22 protein-coding genes are annotated in these 22588 nt (G+C 57.0%); 9 read left to right on the top strand and 13 right to left on the bottom strand.

The features are described 5' to 3' along the window. Positions 1-28 precede the first annotated feature (28 nt). Both DYI20_RS06205 and DYI20_RS06200 read right to left on the bottom strand, forming a co-directional pair. Positions 29-1015: an ATP-binding cassette domain-containing protein gene (locus DYI20_RS06205; RefSeq protein WP_158278438.1), complete on the bottom strand. Its 987-nt coding sequence runs from the start codon at positions 1013-1015 to the stop codon at positions 29-31. Between the two features lie 115 nt (positions 1016-1130). Then, the gene (locus DYI20_RS06200) at positions 1131-1826 is read right to left on the bottom strand and encodes a peptidoglycan recognition protein family protein (protein WP_110122783.1); all 696 of its coding nucleotides are present in this window, start codon (positions 1824-1826) and stop codon (positions 1131-1133) included. 246 nt (positions 1827-2072) lie between these two features. On the opposite strand from DYI20_RS06200, the gene DYI20_RS12925 reads away from it, so the two are divergent. Then, complete coding sequence (locus tag DYI20_RS12925) at positions 2073-2240, top strand: recombinase family protein (protein ID WP_110099046.1); 168 nt, start codon at positions 2073-2075, stop codon at positions 2238-2240. Positions 2241-2255: 15 nt separating this feature from the next. After that, the gene (locus DYI20_RS12920; RefSeq protein WP_122549115.1) at positions 2256-2366 is read left to right on the top strand and encodes a helix-turn-helix domain-containing protein; all 111 of its coding nucleotides are present in this window, start codon (positions 2256-2258) and stop codon (positions 2364-2366) included. 107 nt (positions 2367-2473) lie between these two features. On the opposite strand, the gene DYI20_RS06185 is transcribed toward DYI20_RS12920, so the two are convergent. The 3 genes from DYI20_RS06185 to DYI20_RS06175 all read right to left on the bottom strand — a co-directional run bounded on the left by DYI20_RS06185 (position 2474) and on the right by DYI20_RS06175 (position 4043). Then, the gene (locus tag DYI20_RS06185) at positions 2474-2719 is read right to left on the bottom strand and encodes a hypothetical protein (protein WP_110099048.1); all 246 of its coding nucleotides are present in this window, start codon (positions 2717-2719) and stop codon (positions 2474-2476) included. 5 nt (positions 2720-2724) lie between these two features. Continuing rightward, positions 2725-2961 (bottom strand): hypothetical protein, encoded by a 237-nt coding sequence (locus DYI20_RS06180; protein WP_110099049.1) that lies wholly within the window; start codon positions 2959-2961, stop codon positions 2725-2727. A 62-nt stretch (positions 2962-3023) separates the two neighbouring features. Beyond that, the gene (locus tag DYI20_RS06175) at positions 3024-4043 is read right to left on the bottom strand and encodes an IS481 family transposase (protein WP_110099050.1); all 1020 of its coding nucleotides are present in this window, start codon (positions 4041-4043) and stop codon (positions 3024-3026) included. Between the two features lie 146 nt (positions 4044-4189). Here DYI20_RS06175 and DYI20_RS06170 point away from each other — a divergent pair, with 146 nt between their 5' ends. Continuing rightward, entirely contained in the window at positions 4190-4987 is a 798-nt protein-coding gene (locus tag DYI20_RS06170; RefSeq protein WP_122549114.1) for an efflux permease Rv1217c-related protein, read from the top strand. 82 nt (positions 4988-5069) lie between these two features. Here DYI20_RS06170 and DYI20_RS06165 read toward each other — a convergent pair whose 3' ends face one another. From DYI20_RS06165 to DYI20_RS06150, 4 genes are all read right to left on the bottom strand, one after another. Then, positions 5070-6080 (bottom strand): dipeptidase, encoded by a 1011-nt coding sequence (locus DYI20_RS06165; RefSeq protein ID WP_122549113.1) that lies wholly within the window; start codon positions 6078-6080, stop codon positions 5070-5072. An 84-nt stretch (positions 6081-6164) separates the two neighbouring features. Continuing rightward, positions 6165-7145 carry a PstS family phosphate ABC transporter substrate-binding protein gene (locus tag DYI20_RS06160; RefSeq protein ID WP_122549112.1) on the bottom strand — a complete coding sequence of 327 codons (981 nt, stop codon included), beginning with the start codon at positions 7143-7145 and terminating at the stop codon, positions 6165-6167. Further along, positions 7145-7441, bottom strand: coding sequence for a hypothetical protein (locus tag DYI20_RS06155; protein WP_122549111.1), 297 nt, complete (start codon positions 7439-7441; stop codon positions 7145-7147). The genes DYI20_RS06160 and DYI20_RS06155 overlap by 1 nt, the downstream gene beginning before the upstream one ends. Positions 7442-7474: 33 nt before the next feature. Beyond that, positions 7475-8710, bottom strand: coding sequence for a Na/Pi cotransporter family protein (locus DYI20_RS06150; protein WP_122549110.1), 1236 nt, complete (start codon positions 8708-8710; stop codon positions 7475-7477). A gap of 390 nt (positions 8711-9100) precedes the next feature. On the opposite strand from DYI20_RS06150, the gene DYI20_RS06145 reads away from it, so the two are divergent. After that, positions 9101-11044: an aconitate hydratase gene (locus DYI20_RS06145; protein WP_122549109.1), complete on the top strand. Its 1944-nt coding sequence runs from the start codon at positions 9101-9103 to the stop codon at positions 11042-11044. Between the two features lie 65 nt (positions 11045-11109). Here DYI20_RS06145 and DYI20_RS06140 read toward each other — a convergent pair whose 3' ends face one another. The 4 genes from DYI20_RS06140 to DYI20_RS06125 form a co-directional block, all read right to left on the bottom strand. Continuing rightward, positions 11110-11712 carry a response regulator transcription factor gene (locus tag DYI20_RS06140; protein WP_122549108.1) on the bottom strand — a complete coding sequence of 201 codons (603 nt, stop codon included), beginning with the start codon at positions 11710-11712 and terminating at the stop codon, positions 11110-11112. Next, positions 11709-12392 carry a sensor histidine kinase gene (locus DYI20_RS12315; protein ID WP_280524156.1) on the bottom strand — a complete coding sequence of 228 codons (684 nt, stop codon included), beginning with the start codon at positions 12390-12392 and terminating at the stop codon, positions 11709-11711. The genes DYI20_RS06140 and DYI20_RS12315 overlap by 4 nt, the downstream gene beginning before the upstream one ends. Before the next feature lie 362 nt (positions 12393-12754). Beyond that, positions 12755-13474: an ABC transporter permease gene (locus DYI20_RS06130; RefSeq protein WP_122549106.1), complete on the bottom strand. Its 720-nt coding sequence runs from the start codon at positions 13472-13474 to the stop codon at positions 12755-12757. 8 nt (positions 13475-13482) lie between these two features. Then, a complete protein-coding gene (locus tag DYI20_RS06125) occupies positions 13483-14373 on the bottom strand; it encodes an ABC transporter ATP-binding protein (protein WP_122549138.1) in 891 nt (296 codons plus the stop codon). A gap of 1130 nt (positions 14374-15503) precedes the next feature. Here DYI20_RS06125 and DYI20_RS06120 point away from each other — a divergent pair. From DYI20_RS06120 to DYI20_RS06095, 5 genes are all read left to right on the top strand, one after another. Next, a complete protein-coding gene (locus tag DYI20_RS06120) occupies positions 15504-17108 on the top strand; it encodes a peptide ABC transporter substrate-binding protein (RefSeq protein WP_122549105.1) in 1605 nt (534 codons plus the stop codon). A 1060-nt stretch (positions 17109-18168) separates the two neighbouring features. Continuing rightward, entirely contained in the window at positions 18169-19095 is a 927-nt protein-coding gene (locus DYI20_RS06110; protein ID WP_110122854.1) for an ABC transporter permease, read from the top strand. Positions 19096-19113: 18 nt separating this feature from the next. Then, entirely contained in the window at positions 19114-20049 is a 936-nt protein-coding gene (locus DYI20_RS06105; protein ID WP_122549103.1) for an ABC transporter permease, read from the top strand. A 5-nt stretch (positions 20050-20054) separates the two neighbouring features. After that, positions 20055-21110, top strand: coding sequence for an ABC transporter ATP-binding protein (locus tag DYI20_RS06100; RefSeq protein WP_122549102.1), 1056 nt, complete (start codon positions 20055-20057; stop codon positions 21108-21110). Continuing rightward, complete coding sequence (locus DYI20_RS06095; RefSeq protein WP_110110888.1) at positions 21107-22159, top strand: ABC transporter ATP-binding protein; 1053 nt, start codon at positions 21107-21109, stop codon at positions 22157-22159. Before DYI20_RS06100 ends, DYI20_RS06095 begins: the two co-directional genes overlap by 4 nt. Positions 22160-22588: the final 429 nt, after the last annotated feature.

Raw genomic sequence — 22588 nt, 5'->3', positions numbered from 1 at the left:
CGACCTCTGCTTGCTTAAATCGTAGATTTCACGCCCACGTCGAAGCGAATGGTTTCGCAGGCTTTCCCTTCGGGAGCATCGAACAGATAGCATTGCTCAACAGCGGAGGATTCCAGAAGGCGCTGCGAGCCGTGTCGAGGCAGCAAAGCCGGAGCGGGTTGCCGCTCAGGCCGCTCCACGCTTGGATCTGGCCCGAGCCGTAACGTATAGAGCATGTCGCGCTTAAGGTCAACGCCTGCACACTGGCTAGGCGAAACCCACCGCCACGCGCGACCAGCGTGAAACTCTCACAGGTTCGCCCGAAGCTAATAGTTCCCACGAGGCTGTGCGAGCACAAGATTCGAGGACGCCCGCCATCTCCAACGCTCCGTTGGTACTCTTGAACGGTCAACACACAAGCGATACCCCCTCTTTGAGAGTTGGCCTCATCTAGCAACAACACGTCCGGGGCACTCAATAACAAACTCGCCAACGCGAGGCGTGCAGTTTGCCCCCCGGACAGCTGACCCACAGGGGCCAAAAGCTCGACATCCGCCAGGCCTAATCCTGCGACCATCCGGTTCACATGCGCGTCCACGTCCCAAGCGGCGAAACGTTCCGCACGGTCCAACGCTTCGGTGTACCGCACCATGGCAGCCTCTTGGTGAGGACGGTCAGCAAGAGCTTGGGCGGCGTCGTCGACTTCGCAAACCGCAGCCCGTAGGGGAGCGACGGCGGTTTCCAAGACGTCTTCCATTGTTCCAGACGCCGCAAAAGACGGTTGCTGAGACAACAATCCGACAGCTGGTTGTACGGTGTCATGGTGGAAAATTTCGACCTGCCCAGCATCAGCAGATAAATGGCCGGCAATAATGCGAAGCAAGGTAGATTTGCCGGCACCGTTTTCGCCGATCACCCCGACACAATCATCTTGCGGGACAACAAACGAAATGTCAGTGAAGACTCTGCGATCCGCAAAAGACTTCGACAAGCCCTCAACTAGCAGATGGGAATATACGGTGCGTGAATACGACACAAAAAGATCCTTGAACGTTTCGAACCTCGTCGGGCGCACGCCTCAGACACGAGGAGGAAAAAGGATCAAAGTGTCATGCACACCACAGTAGTCCATGAGGACTAGTAAAGACCAATCAAAGCAGGCTCGGACACGCATCATCATACAAGGGAACTATGTCCTGACGGGTAAAGGTCCTCGGCATCGGTTTTGAAGACGCCTTCTGAACTCCGGCGGGGTCAGGATCTGGGACCCCGCCGGAGTTCAGCGACTCATAGATGCCTGGAATCTGTTCTATTTTCACAGTCCCTGGACACACCTTTCCTACGTCCTCGGAGTACCGTAAACCACCTTCCTGCAGCCAGCCCTCAACACCAATTCCATCTGCATGAGGAATGCCTAGCCGATGCCAAGAAATGCCATGTGAGCTTTCGCCAGGTATTGAATCTTCCGCCAGTTTCAGCGGGATAGAATCGTGATTAGCCAAAATCCAATCAAGTAAAGCAGTGATCGATGTTACCTGCTGTTCTGTCCAAGGCTCTTCGTTCGGCGCCTCAACGCCGCCTTGTGATTCGATGGAGATAGTGTCAGGATTTCCTTCAAGGTCTGAGCCAGCACGATACTGAGTATCAACATACTGCTCCACTGTCCCATCCTTCGCGACATGAAAATGAATTAGCGGACCGCCTTCGGGGATCTGAAAATCCCACGCAGAGGGATTCTCGGAAGCGGTTACATGAAGATTGACTCGCACAGGACTCATATCCGTCGGGGTAACTTCGGTGCGGACCTCAAAGATGTTTCTGTATTCAGCTTCTTCGTATATAGCCATTCTTCGGCCTCCATTGAGTCGAAACAGTTTTCACGTAGGGGTCTTATTGGGGTTTTGTATAGGCCATATTTATTTTCCTGATGGTCGAACGTTTTATAAATTCCATCATGGTCAATGCTACGGAACCTTCAACATTTAAGGACCCGTTGAATCTTCAGGTGTGATTGTTATTTTCGATTGGCGGCTTTTTACTCCTTTCGTTTTGCGGCTCTAGGAGCGTGCGTCACTACTTAGCAGCATTTTAAAATCGATGACTTTGGATATTCAAAGCGGGCTAACTCGCCTTATAACACTTCAAACTGGAACAACGCCGGAAAGGTGGGACTTCTAGCTGTTATCGCTGATTTTGAACGCGTTAAGATCCGGGAGCGTCAAGCTGAAGGGATTGCTATTGCCAAAGCGAAAGGTAAGTAAGTACGGCAGCCGAAGCTGACTGAAGAGGACGTGGAGCAAATCCACGTGGTGCTGCAGCTTGGTCATGAAAAGACGGAAAACGCACGGCAATTTCAGGTCTCGCGACAAACGATTTACAACGCTTGAAAGCGCCACCGTGCTGCCGGCAAATAATCGGGCAGTTGGAATGGCGATTACCGTAAAAATACCGGGTAATTGCCGTAGTTTTACCGCATGCCGTAATTGGGTCGATGCTAGTCGCGTCCGAAGCGTTGGTAGGCGGCTTGGCGGGTTGTTTCGAGGGCGGCGCCGATGACGGTCCAGGAGTCTCCGGCTTTGCGTGCTTGCTGTACTGCTTCCCGGAGGTCGGCTTCGGCTTGTGCGAGGTTGGCTCGGGCGGCACGGATGTTGCGGAAGTGGGTGGCGTCTTGGGCAGGGGTGAATGCTGGGTCAAGATCCTCAAGCCCAGTGGCGTTATTGGTGTGTATGTGGGTGCTCATGGTTCTCACCTCAGATAGTCATAGAATTTGGGGCGTAAAGCATCGGCGTGAATGATCCGCAGTGGCGTCTGTGCGGGGACCGCCACGACTTCCATGAGGTTTCCTGCCTGGTCGGGACCAATCACTAAGAGGCGTTCATCGCCGTGGTATTCGTATTCCACGAGGCGTAGCGCGTTGTCGTAGGCGTGGAGTACGTCGGCTGTGCTGTAGCCGTGCTTCAGCGCGCTCCGCAAAACCTCCATACTGTAAAGATACCATTTACAGTGAGCGAAAACCAGCCAGGAGCGTGGCCGCAAGCTCCGGGCTAAAGGAATCTACTCTCCCCGCAATGCATGAGACATTCGCTGACTCTGACTAAGGTGTAGTTCCCCGTGAGGTTGTGAACGCGATCTGAGGGCGTTGAGCCTCCGATACCAGTGTGGGGGCGGTGGTGATTATAGTAATGCAACCAGTCCGCGTAGGTCGCGGCGCGGGCTTCGTCACTGTAATAGGTATCGGCATAAGCCCACTCCTGGGCCAGAGTGCGGTTGAAGCGTTCGACCTTGCCATTGGTCTGAGGCCGGTAGGGCTTGGTGAAGCGATGTTTGATCTTGTCACCCAGCATGTCGCGGAATAGGCGTGACCGGTAGCAGGCACCGTTATCGGTCATGACTGCTTGCACGGTGATCCCAGCCTCGCTGAAGAATGCGTTGGCACGTTGCCAGAAGGCTGCTGCGGTGTCTTGGCGTTCATCGGTTAGGATCTCGGAGTATGCCAGCCGGGAGTGGTCATCCACCGCGTGATGCAGGTAGGCATAGCCGCGGCCTTTGTTGCCGTAGCCGTTGTTTTTGCGGCCAGCTGCCCCGAGTTTGCGGTGGCCACCGCCGTCAGGGATGCGGCCCAGTTTTTTGATATCCACATGCACCAGCTCACCGGGTGTGGCCTTCTCATAACGCACCGGTGCCGGTTTCCGCACCGGCAACCCGGTGGCCTGGTCTAACCACGCCAGTGGTGGCATCTTGTAGCGGGCCAGCACCGGACCCACAGTGGAACGAGCGATCCCCAGGTGGTAGCCAATCCGGTGCGGGCCCCACTGCCGAGTAAATCGCAACGCAATGATACGCCGCTCCCGCCGTGGAGATAACCGGTTGGGCGACGTCTGCGGCCGCGAGGACCGGTCCGTCAACGACTCCCCGGCACGGTAGCGTCTCGCCCATTTCGAAGCGGTGGCTGGTGAGACTTGGAATCGCTCAGCAGCGCGACGAATCGTCCAACCATCCTCGACAATCAGCACGGCAAGGCGTCTGCGACCTTCAGGCCTCAAGGGTGCATTAGGGTGGGACATTGAAGACCTCCGGTTTTCAGGATGGACGGTTGTGGTAAACCCCATCTTTACCGGAGGTCTTCACCTATCTCGAGTGTTTACAACCTCCCGAGGAACTACAGTTAGGCTACTGGCTTTCTACAACCCGTGACGTCGGAGCAAGCCTCGTGCCGACCCGGTTGGGACCCCGGGTGGCTCGACCGTTGCTGGGTACCCCGCAGGGCTTAGCTCTTCACACCCTCAAGGGCACGTTGACTGGGTGGGTCATCGCGCTGTTGCTGGCCTCGTTGATGTTTGGCAGTTTCGCTCAGACGGTTGTTGACGTTGCCGATGACCTCCCGCCGGAGATGGCCCAAGTCTTTGCCGGAGAGGACATGTTGCGAGGTTACTTGGCTTATATAGCTGTGTTTATGACTGTCTTCATCGGCGCTGCCGGGGTTAGCGGACTCCACCAAGTGCGCAGTGAAGAAAACTCTGGCCGTGCTGAATACGCGATGTCGGCGCCGGTGAGTCGAACCGTCTGGCTTGGCGCGCATCTGGCAGTGCTGATCCTCGGGGTCTTGCTTATGCAGGTCGTGGTCGGTGTGAGTATGGGACTGGGGGCCTCGGCCTCCCTCGACACGGAAGGCGACAAGTACTTCGGGGAACTGCTCCTGGCTGGTATTGTGCAGGCACCCGCGGTCCTGGCCTTGATCGGCGTTGTCGTTGGATTACTGGGATGGCTACCGAAAATTGCTCTTGCCGTCGGATGGTTCTTCGTCGGTTTTGGCACAGTGATGTCCACCTTCGGTCAGCTCCTGGAACTTCCCGATGCGCTCGCAAACCTTGATCTTTTTGGTCATCTGGCTGAATATCCGGTGGAGCAGGTTGAACTGGCCCCCATCGCAGTGCTGCTGGCGATCGCTGTTGGCGGTATCGTCATCGGATTGATCGGCTGGAACCGACGACAGGTTAACTGTGTGTAAGCTACGACAGCGGAAGCCAGCACGTAACGGTCTCTACGGTGCAGCCTGCAAAGACCATGGTGGAAGTAGCAACCGGCTGTGGTCACTGACCTTGGGCGTCACCGAGAACCCGAAGAATATTGCCACTGGTCAGTGCGGCCAGGTCGGAGGGTGACCAGCCTTTATCCACCAGAGCCTGGAGCAATCGGGGGTAGCCGTCCACCCGTTCCAGCCCCTTCGGGCCGGTGGGGATCCCGTCGTAGTCACCACCCAGTCCGATGTGGTCGATACCTGCGACCTCGCGGGCGTGCTCTAGGTGGGCGACCACATCGTCGATGCCGGCCTGATCCTCATCGGCGGTGATAAATCCGGGCACGAAGGTCACCATCTGTACGCCCCCGTTGGTGGCCAGCTGGCCCAGCACATCGTCGGGGACATTGCGCGGGTGGTCATACACGCTTTGGCAACTGGAGTGGGAGAAGATCACCGGTTTGGTGCTCACCGCTAAGGCATCGCGCATGGTCTGTGAGGCAACATGGGAGAGATCGACCAGCATCCCGATCCGGTTCATTTCCGCTACCACATCGCGGCCGAACTCCGTGAGCCCGTAATCCACCGGATCGCCGGTTGCCGAGGCCGCCCAAGAGGTGTTGTCGTTGTGGGTCAAGGTCAGATAGGTGACCCCCAACCGGCGCATCATCCGCAGCACGCCCAAGGATTCGTTGATCGAGTGTCCGCCTTCCATCCCGAGCAGGGATGCGATTTTGCCTTGTTGCCAGGCTGCTCGGACCCCGTCGACGGAGTCGGCGATCGCAAAAACGTCGGGGAACTGGTCCACCAGGCGGTAGATGCAGTCAATTTGTTCTAAGGTCGCGGTCACTGCCTCGGGTTCACGCAGACTCGAGGGGACGAAGACCGACCAGAACTGGGCACCTACCCCGCCGGCCCGTAGGGAGGGAATGTCGGTGTGCAGGGTCGTATTGCCTTCGGCGAGTCCGGCCTCGGTCACGGAGTAGCCATATCGTGCACGCAACGCGATGGCGAGGTCGTTATGTCCGTCCCAAACAGGTGCGTGCTGCAGAACATCGGCCACGGTCTGTGCTGAAGTGCTCATAGAGCACATTCAACCAGACCGTGGCCGAGTCTGACAGGTCGGTCTACCTGAGAACGGGTCAGCACGTCTGGAGGTGTCTTGAGACTAGTCCAGCAGGTCGCTGACCGACTCGGGGCGGAACGGGTCGCCCTCGTAAAGGGAACCGGTGGTGCGGGAGTCCAGCCGCTCCCGCACGTTGTCGTAGTCGTCCTCGCTCAACCGGTAGAAGAAGGTTCGTGGCATCAGGTCGTAGGCATTATCGACGTAGTGGGTCACGAACTCTGCTACGTTGTCATCGTTGTCCAACGAGTCCACGTTGACGTAGATGAACAGCGGGCGAGTCAGCGGAGTGTAGCTACCGTTTTGAGCGTTCTCCAGGCTGGGGTCCACCCCCTCGATACTGACGGTGGACAGCTCCTCACGTACCTCGTCATCGGCAGCGGTGAAGTAATTACCGATCCCCATGAAGCCCAGCGCATTGTCATCCTGGGAGATCCAGGTGGCTAGCTGATCCAGATCATCGGTCTTACGGTAATCATCGCGGATCTCGCCGGCTTCACCGGTGACGTGGTGGGTGAAGTAGTCGAAGGTCCCCGACCCGGCGGGACGTCCCACCAGCTCGATCTCTTCATCCGGCCACTCCTGGCGTACATCCGACCAGGTGGTCACCTCGGAGCCGGGCTCCCAAATGGCCTGTAGCTCGTCCATGGTCAGGTCGCTGGCAAAGTCGTTCGCGGAGTTGCGCACCACCGCCAGGGTGTCCAAGGCGATGGGTAGCTCGACAAATTCCACACCGTTTTCTTCACACAGGCTGATGTAATCGGTTTCAGCATCCTCGCCGGGAATAGCTTCAGAAGCGTTGTTGATCGCGACGTCACCGGTACAGAACGTGTCGAACCCCGTGGTGGTCCCTTCGGCGGTGATGTCGACGTCGAACCCGCCGTCATTGGCCACCAGCTCGGTGATCGGAGCAACCGTCGTCGAACCGCGGGCCACGATCGGGCTAGCGGTCTGTTCGCTGTCGCCTTCCCCGCAGGCAGTCAGGGCCAGAGCGCCCATGGCGCCGAGTGCGAGCACTTTGCGCATTACTTGTTCTCCTCCCCGGTCTGCTGTGTGGTCTCGTGCTGGGGGGCCTCGGCGTTGTCCTGGCGCGCACCGCGCAACTCAGCCACCATGAGTTGCAGGAACTCTTTGATCTTCGACCAGCGCACGGTCGCATGAGCCAGGTGCTCTTCCAGCCGGTCCACTTCTTGGTGCTGGCGACGTTCGGTCTGGATGCGATGGAGCTCCTCGCGCAACTGGGCCATGGAAGTCTCCGTGTCGGCCAGGACACGTTCCAGACGGGTTTCGATATCGTAGTCTTGCTCGTTGTTATCGCTCATCAGTCGTCCTTAGCTCCTAGAATCCGGCAACGGTTAGAACACGGTGGTGGCAAAGATCAGGATCAGCGGCAGCACCAGGAAAACGCCCACTGCCCAGATCACGGCATAGATCTTGCGCTCGGCGGCTACGTTGGCCAACCAGGTGGCACCCATCGGCGGAATGTTGCGCAGGAAGGGCAAACCGTAGATCACCAAGGTTGCGAAGACGTTGAAGGACAGGTGGACCATGGCCGCGGTCAGTGCGGCCTGGGCTTCCACTCCTTCGAACGCGAAGGCCGAGACCAGAGCGGTAATGGTGGTACCAATGTTGGCGCCCAGGGTGAAGGGGTAGATCTGCTTCAGGGTGAAGACACCGGAACCAGCCAGTGGCACCATCAGCGAGGTGGTGGTCGAGGAGGACTGGACCATCACGGTGATGACGGTACCGGATGCGATACCGGTGACCGGTCCACGGCCGATTGCGGTGTGCAGGACCTTCTTGGCTTGACCCACCATCAAGATGTTCAGCATCTTGCCGATGAAATTGATCACCAGCAGGATCAACCCGATGGCGACCAGAATCATCACGATGCCCTGCCAGGTTTCTGGCAGGAAGCTCAGCACGAATTCGATCCCGTTGGCCAACGGCTCGGTGGCTCCGGAAACGACGGCACCGATACCTTCAAAGATGGCGTTGATCACCGTCACGTCGCTACCGACGGTGGCATCCGCCACGGCCGTGGCCACCGATTCCAGCAGCCCGAAGATCATTTCCAGCGGCAGGAAGATGATCACCGCCAGCAAGTTGAAGAAGTCGTGCACGGTTGCTGCGGCAAAACCGCGGCGGAACTGTTCTTTATCGCGCACCATACCTAGCGACACCAGCGTGTTGGTCAGTGTGGTTCCCAGGTTGGCACCCATAATGATCGGCACCGCCACATTCAGTGGCATACCCCCGGCCACCATACCCACGGTCACCGAGGTGGTGGTCGACGACGACTGGGTCAGTGCGGTGGCCACCACACCGATCATCAAGCCCACCAAGGGGTTCGACGCGAAGCTGAAGAGATCTTCGGCCTGGTCTCCGGTGGCGATCTTGAAACCGGAACCAATCACATTCACCGCAGTGATCAGCACGTAGATCGCTGCAATGACCGATAGCCAGTTGGCAACGCTCAGGGCGGTGCCGGTCAGCCCCATTCTTTCAAACGGACTCCGTTTGGGCTGGCCGTCTTCTGACTGTGCTTCTGTTGCTTTGTCTGTACCACGTTCGACGGTGGTCTGCGACATCTCCTACTCCTCAAGGTGTTCGGTGAAGTGTGAGTACTACCGGCCAGTACCGGAGGTCCGTATAGGGAGACTAAATGTCCTGGTTATACTTTCCTGAACCATTAGGTAAATACGTTATTAACCGGTACAAATATGACCTCAGGCGAGCGCAACTGGGAAACGAGACCCAGAGCGTACCCACCACAGCTTGCCGAGCGGCTATCACTGATCAGCAACTATGGCCCCGATCACTTCCACGGTAGGATCGAGAGTGGAAGCACAATCGGACACAGGCGCGCTTCCGCCCGGTGCTATGCACATCGTTGTTGCCCAATTCTTCCCGCCGACTCGGAAGGGCGCCGACTGACCAGGTAGCTGACTAGGTATGAGCAACCTGCGGAAGGAATCGTCATGGCTCGCAACGTAACTGAGAAGCTCATCGCCTCCCACCTCGTAGACGGCACACTCACCCCCGGTGATGAGATCGCGATGACCGTCGATCAGACGCTCACCCAGGACGCCACCGGCACCATGGTGATGCTCGAACTCGAAGCCTTGGGACTCGACCGAATCCGCACCGACTTATCTGTGCAGTACGTCGATCACAACCTCTTACAGACCGATGAGAAGAATCCCGACGACCACGTCTTTCTGCAGTCGGCCGCCCAACGCTTCGGACTATGGTACTCCAAAGCCGGCAACGGCGTCTCTCATCCGGTACACCAGGCGCACTTCGGCAAACCCGGCGCGACCCTGATCGGCTCGGACTCGCACACCTGCGCAGCGGGAGCGCTGGGCATGCTGGCCATTGGCGTCGGCGGACTGGAAGTCGCAATGGCCATGGCCGGTCAGCCACTCTATGTCACCATGCCCGAGGTATGGGGAGTCAAGCTGACCGGCGAGCTACCCGATTGGGTGTCAGCCAAAGATGTGGTGCTGGAGATGTTGCGCCGGCACGGGGTTAAAGGAGGTGTTGGTCGGGTCATCGAGTACCACGGTCCAGGGCTTGCCGGTCTGACGGCAATGGACCGGCATGTCATTGCCAACATGGGGGCCGAACTCGGCGCGACGACAAGCGTGTTCCCCGCCGATGAGGCCGCACGCGCCTACTTGGAGGCCGTGGGCCGTGGGGATGATTTCACCCAGCTGGTCGCCGATGACGAGGCCTGCTATGACGTCACCGAACACATTGATCTCTCCGACCTCGAACCGCTCATTGCCCGCCCGTCCTCGCCGGGCAACGTTGTCCCAGTGGCCGATGTCGCCGACGAGGACGTCTACCAGGTGGTCGTCGGTTCCTCGGCCAATCCCGGGTTGCGCGACTTCGCCGTCGTCGCCGAGATTCTGAACAACCGACAGACCCACCCGCGGGTATCGGTCGATATCAACCCCACGTCCCGTGAGGTACTGGCCGACCTAGTGGCCGGCGGTTGGTTGAGCTCGCTGGTCGCTTCTGGAGCACGAGTCCACCAATCCGGTTGTCTGGGATGCATCGGTATGGGCCAGGCTCCGGCCAGTGGCCGGAATTCGTTGCGCACCATGCCACGCAATTTTCCGGGCCGTTCTGGGACCGAAGAAGACTCGGTGTGGCTGTGCTCCCCAGAGACCGCCGCCGCGGCAGCACTGACCGGACAGATCACCGATCCACGCACGCTGGTCGATAGCCACGGGATAAGCTATCCGGTGCCGGAGATGCCTCAGAGCTTCAGTACTTTTGACGCGATGTTTCTTGCTCCGCTGCCAGCGGATCAAGCCCGTGAGGTAGAGCTGGTCAAAGGTCCCAATATCTCCTCGTTACCGGAGTTCGACCCACTGCCAGACAGCTTAAAGGTGCCGGTGTTGCTCGTGATGGGCGACGATGTGTCCACCGATGAGATTATGCCCGCCGGTTCCCGGGTCCTACCGTACCGTAGCAATATCCCCCGCATCGCAGATTTCTGCTTTGAACGCATCGATGCAACGTATCCGAAACGTGCCAGGCAACAACAGGGCGACCACGCGGTCATCGGTGGCGCAAATTACGGCCAGGGTTCCTCCCGCGAGCATGCTGTCGTGGCACCCCGGTACTTGGGTCTACGCGTAGTGGTCGCCCAGTCCTTCGCCCGTATTCACTGGCAAAATTTGGCCAATTTCGGGATTCTCCCTCTCGAATTCGCCGACCCGGTTGATCATGATGCCATCGACCAGGGCGAGGTACTCGTACTCGACGGCCTCCACGAGGCCCTCAACAGCGGGTCCGAGCTGACCGGAACTATCGGTGAACGCCAGGTGAGATTCCGTCACCGACTCTCAGCCCGACAGGTACAGATGGTGATTGTTGGAGGTCGTATCCCGATGACCGCAGAGATGGCTTGAGACTGAGGTCTGCGTATCGTGGTGTTTCATAGAGTGGGCCACTAGTAGGTAAAACAGCGATCGTCTCAGAGCCAACCACGTTCCCGGGCTCGTTCGACGGCCTGGGCGCGAGATCTCGCCCCGGTCTTTCCCATCGCCGATGACAAATGATTTCGGATTGTTCCGTTGCTCAGAAAGAGGCGAGCGGCGATTTCTCGCACGGCCACACCATCTGCACTCGCGCGGAGGACTTCTCGCTCTCTCATCGTGAGAGGGTTCGCTCCCCAGGTCCGGGCCTCCTGGAGAAGCTGTGGGTCGAACACTCGCTCACCGGTAGCGACCCTTCGGATCACACTGATGAGCGCACTAGGTTCTTTATCCTTTGTGACGAACCCCGCGCAACCGGTTTCCCATGCTTGTAGCACGTATCCGGGTCGATCAAATGTTGTGCAGATAATTAGCCGAGTCTTAATACCGCGTCGGGCTACTTCTTCCGCCACCATGAGACCGTCTCCAGGCATCTGGATGTCCAGGAGCGCAACATCGGGTTGGTTGTGATGAATCAAGTCAAGTGCCTGGTCCGCATTGGATGCTTCAGCCACGACCTCGAAATTCGTGGTGATCTCAATATAGCTTGATAACGCTCGACGAAACATTGCCTGATCATCGGCAAGAAGGACGCGAATCACGGCAACCTCGCGGTCACCACAGTGCCCTGGTTCTGGCCGCCGTTCACGCTAAGAGTTCCCCCACAGGCGGAGAGTCGGTCTTTCATACCGCGGATACCATCGCCTGCGACCAATTTCCCGCCATGTCCATCGTCGGCGATTTCCACCCCGCCGGCTTCAACGGTGACGGATATCAGGCTCGCATCCGCATGTCGCGCCGCGTTGGTGACGGACTCTCGGATGATCATAGCCAGGACAGGTTCACATTGGGCTTCCGGAGTTCCCGCACGGCGTATATCACAGCGTATACCGGCCGCCTTTGCGGTTGCTTGGGCCACAAGGAGTTCTGCCTCCAGCGTCGTCTCGCGCAGATTGCGCACGGCTTCTCGAGTATCACGAGAGATGGTTGTCGCCAGCCGACTGATATCCTCAATTTCTGCCAGGGCGCGATGCTGGTCGGAACGCGAGATGAACTCGGCACTGAGCTGGGCCTTGAGTGCAATAGTGGTCGCCGAGCTACCAAGCACATCGTGGAGGTCGCGCGAGACTCGTTCGCATTCTTGGCCTCGACGAGCTGTTCGTTCATCTCCACCAACACCAACACAAGAAAGGTGGCGATAGCGACCGAGAAAAGAAGGAGAAAATTCTGAATATGCGCCTCGGCAGTCCCTTCCAAGAGGCCGGCCGCTCCCAGGGCCAATAAACTCACTGTGACCGCACTGATCCCTGCTACTCGGGGCAAGAGGACGAGCATCAGGCAGATCGCTGGAGCGAAGACAGGGGCGCTTCCGGCCCCGAGCGTCACAACCAGGATCAATCCCAGCGTAGCGACGGGCACGACGACAAGAACTCGGAGCGCAGGTGCCCTTCGAGTGTTGGTGAGAAACGCTGCCGCGATGGTCGCAACCCCGTAACTGACCGCGAGGACCGTGACGAATTTTCTGTTCGGTGCGTGCTCAGGCGCACTCAACAGCGCCACCCACGCAGGAATGGTGAGCGCCATAAAGCCCATAGCAATGACGACGCCAGCCCACCGCGTTTTCATCACGCCCTCCGTTTTTCTTTAGACTCTCTCAGCCACGTGCCGATATCGCCACAGCGCTAGGGTGGTCAACAAACCGAGCCACACTACCAGGATGATGATCGCGGGTACGGCACGCGCGGGATCCACACCGGCTAACCCGAGTTCGGCAAGCCAATAGCTCGGCATCAGCTGAGCGACTGACGTCCAGACCTCGGGTAGTAGGTTCAGCGGCAGAAAGAGTCCCCCAAGTGTCGCTAAGGCCAGCATCAAGACGATGATGATTGTCTGCACGTTGTCCTTGTGGGCAAAAAGTCCGATCGTCACGCCTAAAACCGCGAAAGGCACCGAACCCCACCACACACCGACCGTTGCGAACATCCAGCCAAGCGGTGTCAGAGCGACTCCATCGAGCAAAACCGCCACGATAGGCACAACAACGATGGCAGGAAGTCCGACGAAGACACCGACGATGACCTTTGTGGTTAGGTAGCCACGCCCAGAAAGTGGCGTAAGACGCAGGACTCGATGCCACCCGGAGGCGCGCTCATCAACGATGCGAGTGCCCACGAGCAACCCCGCCGTCACTGCACCCCAGACGCTCATACCGATCATAATCTGTCGTGGCTCAACCACAGAACCTGAATCGCTAAACAGCAGGCTCTCTAAAGCATAGAATACGGCAGGGAAAACCAGAGTGAATAGTAGCGTCCCCGACGCACGCAGCGCACGGCGAAGTTCCAACGATAAGTAACCGAACATCACAACACCTACTTCTCTGGTGCCGTCAAGGTGAGGAACGCGCGCTCGAGTGACAGCCCGGCAACCTCGATCGACTCTGCCGAGGGCACTCGTTGGACCAACGCGCGGAGAGTGTCGTCCGAACGCGCGCTAAGTAGCGTAACGCGATTATGCCTCCAGCTGGCCTCGACGACTCCCGGTAACGTTGCTATCTGCTCGTGGTTACCTGTTGGAATCGTTGCTGAGACCTCTCTTCCCGCCGCTAACTCCTGCACTTCGGTCACCGTGCCATCAGCGATGATCAGCCCGTCTTGTATAAAGATGACCCGGTCAGCGAATTTCTCGGCTTCAGCCAAATGGTGAGTTGCGAAGAGCACTGATTTCCCCACGCTCGTGATTTCACGAATCGACTCCCAGAATGCGTGACGGGAGGCCACATCCATCGCAGCAGTGGGCTCATCAAGCACCAAAATATCCGGGTTCCCTGCGATGGCAAGGGCATACGTCACTCGTCGCCGCTGACCACCGGACAACTTCGTGGAGCGACGGCAAGCCAGATCCGCGATCCCGGCGTACTTTAACGTCCGCGAAACCCCAAGCGGATGCTTGTGCAATCTCGACACCATCGCGATCACTTCCCCAACGGTCGCATCATCGAGGAGAGAAGTAGCCTGCAACATCGCACCAATCGCCCCGGCTTGCACTGCAGTCGAAGGCGCCAAACCCAATAATTCGACGTTGCCACTGTCAGGAGCCGTGAGGCCCAATATTATATCGATCAACGTCGATTTTCCGGAGCCATTCGGTCCCAGGAGACACGCCACCTGTCCGCGCGGAATCTCTAAACTCACATTATCAACGGCAGTGACCTCGCCATAGCTCTTTCTCACGCCACGCAAAGATATCGCGGGAACACTCATAGTCTTCACCTGTGCACAGAGCGATGCCTCAGGCATTTGTCCACCCCGTGGAAATGCCGCGCACAGTGGTTTGTTTGTTCTGACCTGTTGCGATCACGTTGTTCTCTCCCTTCACAAGGTAGTCACAAGCAGAGCAGTGACGATGTACATCGACGACTACTTCTCACTACTTTCTGTAGTATCGCGCTACTTGGGTGTGACCGCTTAGGGCAAATGTCATGAATGTTGAAGTCATGGGTCCTGCATAAAGATCAACCCCAGAGGGGCAAGGCTTGGGGCTAAACTGTGACCAGCGCTTGCAGTTTGTGAAACATTTCGAGCTGAGTATCAGTGAGAGAAATTATTTCGCACCCGCAATCCCAGGTTCTTAGCGATTGGCTTGTTTCACAATTCGGTGCTTGATGGCAAACTGTGTCGTTCGGAAAACTCTCAAGGTAGTCGCACCAATTTGCAACGACAGCGGAGTTGGTATTTGGCCGTGTCGCTGGGAGAACAATGAAAGAGTCTACCAAAACTGCGTGTACCCCATCCCAGCTCATGGTGGCGTGGATGAGTCGCTAGCGGTGACGTTGCGATGGAACTAAGCAACCAGGCCGATCGGTCGATTCCAATGACACACCAACCGAGAAGCCTCGCATCGAGAAGAACTATGCGCCCAAACCACGATGCTGAAGGCTGAAAACGCATCGGCAAAACTTGCCAGACGTCAGGACCCAGAACAAGCATCGACGTTCTTCCGCTACCAGGGACCTATACGAACCAGATAAACGAGTCGCGCCTGGCGAAAAGTCGGAGGGCCGGTCGAAAACTCGTCCAGCATCTCACAAAACTGAAAATAAATGTCACAAAAAGCAACCAGGGCGTAGTTGTGTCCGCGCTTATTCCGGCCCGCGCCCACGCTCACCACAGCGCTAGACGGCTCCGAAACCTGCTCGATAGCACCACCTCGCCCGGCACAGCGCACTTTCCAGCCGATGTGGCGCAGTACTGTCAGAGACTTCCCGCCCCAATGTTCTCGTGGCCCTGTTGCGGGTTACCTTACCCGATGTGTCTTCTTTATAGATCAACAGATCAATGCTGTAGTATTATGACTTACATCACATATCACACGATTGAAATGGAGCACGAATATGATGACCGCGAAAAACAGTCGCGTCACCATAGCCGGCGCGTCCGTGGCAGCTCTGCTATTGACAGCCTGTGGCAATGGGGGTGACGGCAATGGACAGAACGGCCAAGGAGAAGGCGGAGGAACAGTCTCGGTCTACAACTGCGAGCCACAAGAGTTCACTCCCGGAAACTCGACGGAGGTCTGTGGCTCGAAAATGCTCGAGCAACTGTTCACAGGTCTGACCACTGTGAACCTTGACACCTACGAGGTAGCAGAAGGCGTCGCGACCCAGTGGGAATCCAACGATGAACAGACGGTTTGGACTTTCGAAATCGGCGAGGATTGGACCTTCCATAACGGTGACCCGATCACTGCACAGACGTTCGTGGACACGTTTAACTGGACCGTCGACCCGGAAAACGCGCAGGCTGGAGCGGGTTTCTATGATGTTTTCGTTGGCTACGACGATGTAGTCAACGGTGATGCAGACGAGCTCGAGGGCGTGCGCGCAGTTGATGACTACACCTTAGAGTTTGAGCTCGAAGAACCGTTCTCACCACTACCTTTGATGCTCTCCTACACAGCTTTTTACCCCGTCCCAGACGAAGGACGCGAAGACCCGGATGCTTTTGAGTCTTCCCCCGTCGGCAACGGGGAATACCAAATGGACGGCGAGTGGGTCCACGATGTCGAGGTCAACATGGACCGCTATGAGGAATACCCCTTAGGCTCCTCCGGCGGACCTGACCGAGTGGAATGGCGCATTTACAACGACGTCGAAACAGCCTACAGGGACGTTCAGGCCGGCCAGCTTGACGTGTTGGAGCAGACTCCGCCAAACCTATTGCCCCAAGTTGACGCCGATTTCGGAGATAATCAGGCTAGCTTCGAGACCGCTTCTTACGAGTATTTTGGCTTCCCCTTGTACCAGGAGGAATTCCAGGATCCGGATGTGCGACATGCACTATCGATGGCCATCGATCGCGAACAAATCATTGAGACCATTTTCGATGGCGCACGGACGCCAGCCAACAATATTATTCCGCCCACCTTGCCCCAAGCTAGGGACGGTGCGTGTGAGTATTGCGAGTTTGATCCGGAAGCTGCTGCTGAACTCTACGAGGAAGCCGGTGGCCCCAGTGAGCTCACATACTACTTCAACTCTGGGGCAGGCCATGAAGACTACGTCGAGGCCATCGCTAATATGTGGCAAGAGCACCTACCTATTGACGATGTCACCTTCGAGTCGCTGGAATTCGCACAGTATTTGGACCTGCAGGAAGAAGAGAATATTACCGGCCCGTATCGCCTAGGATGGTCTCTGTCCTATCCCAGCCCGCAGTACGCAATGGAGCCTATCTATCTGACCGGGGCAGCCTCCAACTACTTTGGGTACTCCAGTGATGAATTTGACAGCCTTATTAAAGAGGCCAATGCCACCGATCCAGATGAGGCTGACGAGATCTACCAGCAGGCTGAAGACGTACTCTTGGAGGATATGCCCGGTGCACCGCTCTGGTTCGGGGAGAACGTAGCTGTCCACACCGACCGGATCGACAACAGCTCGGTCATGGTCGATCAGCGCAGTTTCCTGCGTGTCGAGCAACTGGTGGTGACTGACTAGAGCCTTCGCCGAAATCAGACGAACCACCACAGTGGGGACGCATCAGGGGTAGCTACCTCCGACGGGTCCCCACTGGCTTTCTTACCTGACATGCACACTGAACCGGAGAGCACCCGATGCAAACCAACCATTTCAGAACCACCAGGCTCATCCACGCACAACGCCAATCGCTCATAGCCCCAATTGATGCATCAATGCCACTATTGCCGGGTCCCCTTGCCTCTGGGAACCGCTCTTCCGGCGATGAAAACAAAAACAGCGACAATAATGGTGGCAGGATGGCGAACTATGGGGGCGCAAGAGCAGTGTGCAGTTCTACCCCCAGAATCTGGCCCCTGTTCACCGCAGTTAGCATTGTGGATGCAGTGTTCGGTAGCCCATCCTTCATCAGGCAGGTAGGGATCTGTCACGACACGAAGCTCACGGATCCTGTCTCGGTCGCGGACACCAAAGCCCTTACTGATGAGGATCGCCTGTACTCTGGGACCGGTAACGACCATAACGACAATCTGGATCTCATCAGCAGGCAACAGGATGCAAACCTTCTCACCCATAACTCGGGTTTTCAGTCCATTGACTCTAGGCCATATTTGGGGCACCACGGCGCGAACGAAAGCCTCAGCGCAGGCTCGACGCGCGGTAGCTTTTGGCATCCCCGGACCCACCAGCCGCGACTGAACGGCTGTGCATCTCAGGAACTACCTCGGATAATTTTGAGGCACCCGCTAAGTTGCTCGGCGCAACGGTCCGTGACGTGGCTACCGCAAACACGCAAGACTATTTTGCGAACGACCACACCAGAGCGCACATGTCCGTGGAAGATCTGCGCATCAGACCAACGTCTCAGTATGAGGACAAACACGTTGCTCGGTGAGACGAGCTCGAGAATGTTGATGTTGCCCAGCGCGGTCTTCCCTAGTTCGAGCGAGTCGAGGTCTTCAGTTAAGGATACGACCGGCAGGATGGATGATTGCTCGCGTAGCACCTGCCTGGCTTTTCGTTTCCGTAGCCTGAAGTTTTCGCCCCTGCGTAGCTCTCGCCTAGTTAAGCGAGGTCACCTATGACCGGTTATATTATTCGACGTCTGTTGCAGTTTATTCCCGTTGTTCTGGTAGCGACGTTGATCGTTTATGCCATGGTATTCCTCATGCCAGGCGACCCTATCCGCGCGCTGGGCGGTGATCGGCCAATGAGCCCTGAGGTTCAGGAAGCACTGCGCGAACAATACAACCTCAATGACCCCTTCTTGGTGCAGTACGGCAAGTATATGTGGGGGGTATTCACCCAGGCAGACTTCGGTACTACCTTCCAGGGCCGCCCCGTCTTAGACATGATCCAACAGGGTTTGCCGGTCACCGTAACCCTGGCGGTCGTGGCATTCTGCTTCCAAGCTGTCATCGGTATTATCGCGGGCATTCTCGCTGCGGTGTTCCGGGATAGTTTTATCGATCGTTTCATTCAGGTTTCTCTAGTGATCGTTGTCGCGTTGCCGACCCTTGCTATTGCATTCTTGTTGCAGCTGATCTTCGGGGTCAATCTGGGGTGGTTCCCGATCGCTGGTAACCAGGAGGGACTAATCAGCTACATTCTTCCCGGTATAGTGCTCGCGGCGGTGTCTACAGGGATCGTGGCACGTATGTTGCGTAGTGAATTGATTGAGGCTCTGCAATCGGATTATGTCCGAACAGCTACGGCCAAAGGTATGAAACGCTCCCGGGTAGTGGTTCGTCATGGTTTGCGGAACTCGCTCATTCCCGTAGTGACGTTCTTGGGCGCCGATCTGGCCACCATGATGGGTGGCACAATCGTGGTGGAATCGGTGTTCAACCTTCCTGGCCTGGGAGGGCAAGTTTTCCGTTCAATCCAGGCGCAGGAGAACACTGTAGTGGTGGGGATAGTCACGCTATTCGTGCTGTTTTATGTAGTGATCAACCTCCTTGTTGATCTGTTATACGCCGTCCTAGACCCGAGAATCCGCTACGACTAGGCGAGTAGGAGAGCTACTATGACTGAGCTGAACAAAGCACGTATTGCGACCGCGGACACCGATCCCCCTCCTGCCCCGCAACCGAATAAGGGTAAGAAAACCGAGGACGCCAGCCTCTGGATGGACGCCTGGCGTTCCCTACGTCGAAATCCTTGGTTCGTCTTTTCGGCAGTCCTGCTCCTGGTGTTGATCACGATGGCCCTGTTCCCGCAGCTGTTCACCGACCAAGATCCGCATGCGTGTCCATTAGCGCGGTCTCGGCAGGAGCCCTCTGCTGAGCACTGGTTCGGTACGGATATACAGGGTTGTGACTACTACACTCGAGTGATTTATGGCGCACGGAATTCAATGGCAGTCGGTGCGATTGTGACTGTGAGTGTCCTGGTCATCGGGGTCATTTTGGGACTACTCTCCGGATTCTTTGGTGGCTGGATCGATGCGCTGATCATGAGAGTCACCGACCTAATCTTTGCTATCCCCTACATCCTCGCTGCACTGGTCTTCCTCGCCGTTCAGCAGGATCGCGGGGTGCGTGAGGTCGCGTTTATCCTGATCCTATTTACCTGGCCCACTTTTGCCAGGCTGATGCGAAGCTCGGTCTTGGCAGTTATTAATAACGAGTATGTCACTGCCGCTCGAGCCCTAGGCGCTGGACCCTTCACAATTATGAGGCGCCACATCCTACCGAACTCTCTGGGACCGGTCGTCGGCTATGCCGCCGTATACACCGGGGTCATCATTGGCGCGGAGGCGACGCTTACCTTCCTGGGTGTTGGTCTACAACTGCCTTCGATCTCGTGGGGACTGCAACTTAACGATGCTCAAGGCTATCTCCAACAGATGCCGCATTTGCTGGTCTTTCCCTTAATCTTTGTAGGCCTGACCGTCTTCGCCTTCACCACCTTGGGAGAGGCGCTACGGGATGCCCTCGACCCGAAGTCCAAGAAGAGGTGAACCGCATGAGTGTATTAACTGATAAGTCTTCTTCACAGGATTATGGCCCGGTAACTCCGTTACTAGAAGTCAGGGACCTGAAGGTCGAGTTTCACACCAAGGCGGGAGTTGCCAAGGCGATCAATGGAATGAACTTCACTCTCAACGCGGGTGAGACTCTTGCAATTCTTGGCGAATCCGGTTCGGGAAAGTCAGTTACCGCCCAAACCATCATGGGCACCCTCGATATGCCACCGGGGCGTATCACCGGTGGTGAGATCCGTTACCGGGGCAAGGACCTGCTGTCGATGAAACCGGACCGACGACGCAAATTGCGAGGAGCTAGTATCTCTATGATCTTCCAGGATGCCCTATCCTCGCTGAACCCTGTGCTTCCCGTGGGCTGGCAGATCGCGGAGATGTTCCGAGTTCACCAGCACACGAAGCGACCGGTGGCCCGCCAGAAGGCTGTCGAACTGATGAAACGGGTGGGTATTCCGGCTGCTGAGAATCGGGTAAGCGACTATCCTCACCAATTCTCCGGCGGTATGCGTCAGCGAATCATGATCGCTATGGCGATTGCCCTTGATCCAGATGTACTCATCGCTGACGAGCCAACGACGGCACTAGATGTGACAGTGCAGGCCCAGGTCATGCGACTACTGAAGGAGCTACAGGAAGAGAACAACATGGGGCTGATCCTCATCACCCATGATCTAGGCGTCGTGGCTGACATAGCTGACAAGATTGCCGTCATGTATGCGGGAAGGGTCATGGAAGAGGCAGATGTCTTCGGTATTTATGACAATCCGGCCCACCCCTATACCAAAGGTCTGCTGGAATCGGTTCCTCGTATCGATTCCGAACACGATCGGCTGAGCACCATCCCAGGGTTGCCACCCTCGCTGACCAATATGCCGTCGGGGTGCCCCTTCACTCCACGTTGTCCTTATGCCACGGAACTATGTAGCGCCGAACGGCCGGAGCTTCTTCCAGTGGACGAGGGCCGAACGTCAGCGTGTCACTATCGTGAAGAACTCTACGCCGGAACACTAACCCCACGCGAGGAGGTTCAACCATGAACAACCCCAGCACTCAAAGCGCCTCGGACCCGTTCGCCGACGCTGAGGTCGTCCTCGAAGTGGAGAACCTCGTTAAGCACTTTCCCGTCAAAGAAGGGATGGTGTTCAAGCGACAGACGGGCGCGGTGCAAGCTGTTGACGGTGTCAGCTTTCAACTGCGTAAAGGCGAAACCCTCGGCATCGTCGGCGAATCCGGATGCGGGAAATCCACCCTGGCCAAGCTTCTGATGAGGTTAGAGGAGCCAGACTCCGGGAAAGTGAATTTCCGTGGCGAGGATTTCCTGGCCCTGAAGGGCGCCGCCCTGCGACGCGCTCGGCGAAAAATACAGATCATCTTTCAAGACCCCTACACCTCACTGAATCCCCGCATGTCAGTCGGAGACATCATCGCGGAACCCTTTGTCCTGCACCCAGAGGCCAAACCGACCCAAGGTGTACGCAACAGAGTAAAAGAGCTCCTAGAGGTCGTGGGTCTCAACCCCGATCACATCAACCGATATCCCCATCAATTCTCCGGCGGACAACGCCAACGCATCGGCATCGCTCGGGGCTTGGCACTCAATCCCGATGTGATCATCTGTGACGAACCGGTCTCCGCCCTCGATGTTTCGGTCCAAGCTCAGGTCATGAACCTTCTAGAAGACCTTCAGCAAGAGTTCGGAATCAGCTACATCTTCATCGCCCACGACCTCTCGGTGGTGCGACATATTTCCGACCGCGTAGCCGTGATGTATCTAGGGCGCCTAGCCGAACTAGGCAGAGACCACGAAATCTATGGCGCACCTGCTCACCCTTACACTCAGGCTCTATTGTCGGCAGTCCCAGTACCGGACCCGACACTTCGTGGCCAACGACAAGAAATTGTTCTCAAAGGAGACCCCCCAAGCCCAGCCAACCCGCCTTCCGGTTGCAGGTTCCGCACACGTTGCTGGAAAGCAACCGAAATCTGCGCAGAACAAGAACCAGCCCTGGAGGTCCGTCCCGGCATCACCCAACAAGCGGCCTGCCACCACGCTGCACAAAACGAAGAAGTATCAGCCCTAGACTGACACGTGAACCGCCGATTTCGACTACCTACTCATTTCCAATGACGTAAAAATAACTCACCAAAAACATGACAGGACGGTAAGTCGCAGTGCATTTTTGTCGTGTTCGGCCCCTGTACTCAAAGACCAGTTGCCGGCATCAGGGCTCCACGAAAGGTGTAGTTGAGCATTCGTCCCGGCAAGCTGGCAATTCCTTCAATTCCTCAGAGGAGTTCCTCCTTGTGGTTGTGCCGGTAGGAGGGCCTTCGTGGGCCTGCACTGGTACTCAGGGCATGCCCCACAAACGTAGGAGCTCGAGTCTCCTCATGCCCTATTTCACGCGATACGGGGCTTTTCGGGCGTGAAGTCGTAGAAGCCTCAGTGGCGGAGCGTTGCCTACGGCAAACACTCTCTACCGGTGCCATCTGAACCTTTGAGGAAAGGCTTCAAAAT

The organism is Auritidibacter ignavus (assembly GCF_003703835.1).
In the GTDB taxonomy this organism is placed as follows: Bacteria; Actinomycetota; Actinomycetes; order Actinomycetales; family Micrococcaceae; genus Auritidibacter; species Auritidibacter ignavus.
Note: the sequence above shows the minus strand (reverse complement) of the source record. Positions and strands in the feature narration are given on the sequence as shown.